The following is a 4,605-nucleotide window of genomic DNA, read 5'->3' as shown; positions in this document are numbered from 1 at the left end:
CGGCAGCGAGCGGGCGGGCGAGCGGCGCGAGCGCGGCGACGGTGCGGTGCTGGAGCAACTGGCGCGGCGTCAGGCGCAGTCCGGCGGCACGGGCGCGGGCCACGAGCTGCATCGCGATGATGCTGTCCCCACCGAAGGAGAAGAAGTCGTCGTCGGTGCCGAGCGCGTCGGCGGGCAGGCCGAGGGCTTCGGCGAAGAGGTCGCGCAGGGCGTGCTCGGTGGCGTTCTCGGGGGCACGCCCGCCGTCGGACGCGGTGAAGTCGGGGGCGGGCAGAGCGGCGCGGTCGAGCTTGCCGTTCGGCAGGAGCGGCAGGCGGTCGAGGACGACGACGGCGGCGGGGACCATGTACTCGGGGAGCGTCGCGGCGGCGTGGGCGCGCAACTCGGCGGGCGCGGGCGCGTCGGCGGTGGGTGAGGTGGGGGCGTGCGGTGCCGTGTAGGCGATGAGCTGGTGGACCCCCGGGCGGGGCTCGCGGGTGACGACGACGGTCCGGGCCACGGCCGGGTGGGTGTCGATCGCCTTCTCGATCTCGGCGAGTTCGACGCGGTAGCCGCGGATCTTGACCTGGTCGTCGGCGCGTCCCGCGAAGCGCAGCAGTCCTTCCTCGGTCCAGCGGGCGAGGTCCCCCGTGCGGTACATGCGCTCCCCCGCCGGGCCGTACGGGTCGGCGAGGAAGCGTTCCGCGGTGAGCGTGGGGCGGTCGAGGTAGCCGCGCGCGAGGCCGGGGCCCGCGAGGTACAGCTCGCCCGTCACGCCCGGCGGTACGGGGCGCAGCGCCGTGTCGAGCACGTAGGCGCGGGAGCCGTGCACGGGGCGGCCCACGACGGGCTCCCCGGGGCTGTCGGCGACGCGGCCCACGAGCGCGTCGACGGTGGTCTCGGTCGGCCCGTACAGGTTGACGGCCTCGGTGTGCGGGAGGGCGGCGAGCCTGCGCCACAGCGCGGGCGGCACGGCCTCGCCGCCGAAGCCGACGAGCGCGAGGGGGCAGTCCCCGTCCGGGCCGGTCAGTCCGCTGTCGGCCATGCGGGCGAGGAGGGACGGGGTGACCTCGATGAAGTCGATCGCGTGGGTGCGGACGAAGGCGGCGAGGAGTTCGGGGTCGCGGCGCGTCTCCTCGTCGGCGAGGTGCAGGGCGTGGCCGTCCAGGAGCCACAACTGCGGCTGCCAGGAGGCGTCGAAGGCGAACGACCAGGCGTGCGCGACGCGCAGGTGGCGGCGGCCCGTGCGGCGGCGCGCGGCCTCGTGGAGGTCGTGGCGGTGGCTGTGGAAGAGGCTCGTGATGTTCCGCTGCGTGATCACGACGCCCTTGGGGCGCCCGGTGGACCCGGAGGTGAAGATGACGTAGGCGGGGTGGTGGGGTGCGGGCGGGGTGGGTTCGGCCCGGGGCAGGTCCGCGAGCGGGGTGTCCAGGAGCAGGACGGGTACGTCGGTGTCCGGGAGCGGCGTCCCGCTCGTGGTGAGGAGGAGGACGGGGCGGGCGTCGGTGAGCTGCGCGGTGAGCCTCGCCGCGGGGAGTTCGGTGTCGAGGGGCAGGTAGGCGGCGCCCGCGCGCATGACGGCGAGGATCGCGACGAGGTGCGCGGTGGTACGGGGCAGGGCGAGCGCGACGGTCTGTTCGGGCGCGGCGCCGTGCGCGGCCAGGACGCGGGCCAGCTCCTCGGTGCGCCGGTCGAGTTCCGCGAAGGTCAGGCGCGTGCGGCCGTCCGTGACGGCAAGGGCATCGGGGCTCTCGGCGACCTGGGCGGCGAGGAGTTCGGGGATCGTGTGGAGCCGGGCGGGCTCGGGGAGCGCGGTGTCGTTCCACTCGGTGAGGACCTTGTGCCGCTCGGCGGGGGCGAGGAGTTCGAGCCGCCCGACGGGCAGTTCGGGCCGCTCCGCCATCCCGGTCAGCAGCTCGGCGAGGGCGTCCGCGATGCGCCGCGCCGTCGCGGCGTCGATCAGGTCGGGGCGGAACTCGGCGGTCAGTCGCAGGCGTTCGCCCGGTTCGACGGCCCACGCGAAGGGGTAGTGCGTGGAGTCCTCGTGGTCGCGGACGGTGGCGCGGGGCGCTTCGCCTCGCGCGGGCTCCTCCGCGACGGGGTACGACTCGAACACCACGAGGGTGTCGAAGAGTTCGCCGATTCCGGCCGCGCGCTGGATGTCGGCGAGTCCGAGGTGCTGGTGCGCCAGGAGCCGGGACTGCTCGTCCTGGAGGCGGGTGAGGAGGGCGGCGGCGCTCTCGTCCTGGCGCAGGCGGACGCGTACGGGGACGGTGTTGATGAAGAGCCCGATCATCGAATCGGCGCCCGGGAGTTCGGGCGAGCGGCCCGCGACGGTGGCGCCGAAGACGACGTCGGTGCGCCCGGTGAGCCGGCCGAGGAGGATGCCCCAGGCGGCCTGCACGAGGGTGTTGAGGGTGACGCCCCGGGAGCGCGCGAAGGTTTCCAGCGCGGCGGTACGGGCCGGGTCCAGCTCCCGCGTGTGGGTGTGCGGGACGGCGGCGGCCCGGTCGGGGTCGGCGGGTGCGAGGCGGGTGGGCTCGGTGAGCCCGGCGAGTGCCTCGGCCCACGCGCGCGCCGCCGCTGCCGTGTCCCGCGCGGCGAGGTGGCGCAGGTGGGCGCGGTAGGGGGCGGGCCGGGGCGGGGTGCGGCCCTCGTAGCGGGCCCACAGTTCGGCGGTGAGCAGGGGCAGGGACCAGCCGTCGAGCAGGAGGTGCTGGTGGGAGAGGACGAGGCGGTGGCGGTCCGGGCCCGTGCGGGCGAGGAGGAGGCGCAGGAGCGGGGGGCGTACGGGGTCGAAGCGGCGGCGCTCCTCGGCGAGGAGGCGGGTCCAGGTGGCCTCGGCGGCGGTCGCGTCCGCGCCACCCGCGCCCGTACCGGAGCCCGTCAGGTCCACCACCCGCCACGGCAGGCTCGCCGTGCGCGGGACGACCGCGACGGGGCGGCCGGTGGCGAGGTGGCGGAAGCCGCTGCGGAGGTTGTCGTGGGCGTCCAGGAGGTCCTGTGCGGCGGCGCGCAGGCGCTCGGCGTCGAGGGGGCCTTCGAGGTCGTACGAGACCTGCACGGTGTAGACGTCGGGGCCGTCCTCGCCCGAGTCGAGCGCGGCGTGGAAGAGGAGTCCGGCCTGGAGCGGCGACACGGGCAGCAGTTGGGTACCGGCCGGGAGGCCCGCGAGTTCGGCGCGCTCGGCCTCGGTGAGGGCGAGCAGGTCCGTGTCCTCGTCCGCCCCGGCGAGGGGGTCCGCCGTCGTGGCGACGGCGGCGAGTCCCGCGACGGACTTGTGGCGGAAGACGTCGCGGGGGCTGAGCGCGAGTCCGGCGGCACGGGCGCGGGCGACGAGCTGCATCGCGACGATGCTGTCCCCGCCGAGCGTGAAGAAGTCGTCGTCGACGCCGACGCGCGGCAGGCCGAGGACGTCGGCGAAGAGCGCGGCGAGGGTTTCCTCGCGGGGGGTGCGCGGGGCGGCGTCGCCGGTCTCGGCGGCGAAGTCCGGTGCGGGCAGGGCCCGGCGGTCGAGCTTGCCGTTCGGGGTGAGCGGCAGCGCGTCCAGGAGGAGGACGGCGGCGGGCACCATGTGCGCGGGGAGCAGCGTCGCGGCGTGGGCGCGCAGCGCGGCGGGGTCCGGCGCCGCACCGGCCGCCGGGACGACGTACGCGACGAGGCGGTCCTCGCGCAGGACGACGGTGGCGTGCGCGACACCCTCGTACGTGCTCAGGGCGGCCTCGATCTCGCCGGGCTCGACGCGGAAGCCGCGCAGCTTGACCTGCTCGTCGGTGCGGCCCAGGTACTCCAGCTCGCCGTCCCGGGTCCAGCGCGCGAGGTCGCCCGTGCGGTACATGCGCTCCCCCGCCGGGCCGTACGGGTCGGCGACGAAGCGCTCGGCGGTCAGCGCCGGACGGCCGAGGTAGCCGCGCGCGAGCTGGACGCCCGCGAGGTACAGCTCACCGGCGACGCCCGGCGGGACCGGGCGCAGCGCCGCGTCGAGCACGTACGTACGGGTGCCCCGCACCGGGCGGCCGATCGGCACCGTCGCGCCGGGGGCTGCGCCCACCTCGTGCGCGGTGACGTCGACGGACGCCTCGGTCGGCCCGTACAGGTTGTGCAGGCGGCGGCCGGGCAGGACCGCGTGGAAGCGCGCGGCGAGCGGCGCGGGCAGGGCCTCGCCGCTGCACATGACCTGGCGCAGGGAGTCGCACGCCGCCGCGGTCGGCTCGGCGAGGAAGGCGCGGAGCATCGAGGGCACGAAGTGCGCGGTCGTGACGCCCTCGCGGCGGATGAGGTCCGCGAGGTGGGCGGGGTCCTGGTGGCCGCCGGGGCGGGCCACGACGAGCGTCGCGCCGGTCACGAGCGGCCAGAAGAACTCCCACACGGAGACGTCGAAGCCCGCGGGGGTCTTCTGGAGCACGCGGTCCCCGGCGCCGAGCCGGTAGTGGTCCTGCATCCAGCGCAGGCGGTTGGCGATGCCCGCGTGCGGGACGGTGACGCCCTTGGGGCGGCCCGTGGAGCCGGAGGTGTAGAGGACGTAGGCGGCGTGGCGGGGGTCGGGCGCGGCGGGCAGCGGCGCGTCGGCGGGGTGCGCGGGGACGCCGTCGGGGTCGACGGTCAGGCGCGGGACGCCGTGGGCGG

Annotated in this window: 1 protein-coding gene; it reads right to left on the bottom strand. The window is 76.6% G+C overall.

Annotated features, from left to right (window positions below):
• On the bottom strand, positions 1-4,605 hold a 4,605-nt coding region (locus G3I42_RS27330), incomplete at both ends, for a non-ribosomal peptide synthetase (protein ID WP_164290308.1).

Source organism: Streptomyces sp. SID11385 (assembly GCF_010548245.1).
In the GTDB taxonomy this organism is placed as follows: Bacteria; Actinomycetota; Actinomycetes; order Streptomycetales; family Streptomycetaceae; genus Streptomyces.
This window is presented reverse-complemented; position numbering and strand designations above follow the sequence as displayed.